This window comes from Oleiphilus sp. HI0079, assembly GCF_001635105.1.
This window is the reverse complement of sequence record NZ_LWFT01001382.1, coordinates 1-1,195: the sequence shown is the minus strand read 5'-3', so window position 1 is coordinate 1,195 and position 1,195 is coordinate 1. Positions and strand designations below refer to the sequence as shown.

The 1,195-nt window shown below is 44.9% G+C and carries 1 protein-coding gene; it reads right to left on the bottom strand.

Going from position 1 to position 1,195, the window contains the following annotated elements; all coding sequences use genetic code 11:
- Positions 1 to 86: 86 nt before the first annotated feature.
- On the bottom strand, positions 87 to 518 hold the full coding sequence (locus tag A3750_RS23825; RefSeq protein WP_068457209.1) for a hypothetical protein: 432 nt from the start codon (positions 516 to 518) through the stop codon (positions 87 to 89).
- Between the last annotated feature and the right edge of the window lie 677 nt (positions 519 to 1,195).

Genomic DNA, 1,195 nt, shown 5'->3' with positions numbered 1-1,195 from the left:
CGCAGGTAGCGATGCGCTTGAGCGTAAAAAGCAAGCGCATAGACCACGCTTTCACTCTGAGAATAGATCTGAGGTGATGGTCTAAATTACAATTTAAATTGAGATGTCGCATCATTCAGAGACTTCGAAGTAGATAATAAGTCGTCCGCGACCGCAGCCACTTTTTTGAACGCAGAATCCGTTGTTTCGGCCGAGTCATACATACTGTTGATTATTTCGCTCACGCTATTTACCACAATGCTTTGCTCTTCGGTCGCTGATGCAATCGTTAGACTCATGCCGTTCACGTCTTCGATCTTTGACTTAATTTGGTTGAGCGCATCACCGGTTTCTACCGCTTGTTGCTCTGTTGCAAGCGACTGTTCTTTTGCAGAGTTCATGGCTAGAACAGTATCGGATGCACTATAAAAGCCACCGCCAACTGAAGCGAAGCCATTAATATTTATATCGGCGAGCGCAGGAACAGAGGTGCACGCTACTGCCACTGCTAACGCTGTATGTTTGAATTTTAATGTCATCTATGCCTCCTCAAGGCTTATTGAATTAAGCCATATTATTAGTGCGTATACTTATAGGCGATAAAACAGATGCTGCAAGAAACGTATCGGCTGTTTTGCAAAATAGAGTTGGGATGACGTGCATAGCCAAGGGCAGTTCGAATAAGTCGCATCAAAGAAGTCGCATCGAACAAAGCGTGCTTAACGAACATCAATGCAATACATATTATCTTATCGGTAAGAGCGCTGAATTCTGAGGCATCAATCTGGATCGACCAAAACAGGGGAGGTTTTGTGCTGCTCTTTGTCTCTCGTTTTCTGCGGGCAACTGGCGATCTTGCCCGGACTTTATCTTTTGTCCAAGATACGGTTATCGCGCTTTAACGGTCTAAGGCTTAGAATCGTACCTAGCACAATCGAGTTACGAGCTGTGGTAGTTGCTAATATGAGTTAGCGTGCGCGAGAATCCTTTGTCGTTCATGTTCGAAAACCCGCGTCTCGAGTTGAAAGTAAGGCAGCGAATGTCCGTACTATCAACATTCGGCGGTAAGACGAAAGAGCGTATGTATGCTTAGAGCCTTGATAAGTCATTGCCGGTTGCCTGGCTTTTAATGCGGTTTATAATCGTTAAGAGGCTCAACATAATCGACGGATATAGGTGCGTGTCTTTGGCGAGGTGAGATTGAACAGTAACATGT

Bases quoted from the DNA above. Each gene is read 5' to 3' on its own strand.
- A3750_RS23825 (WP_068457209.1), bottom strand. From the start codon at position 518: ATGACATTAAAATTCAAACATACAGCGTTAGCAGTGGCAGTAGCGTGC.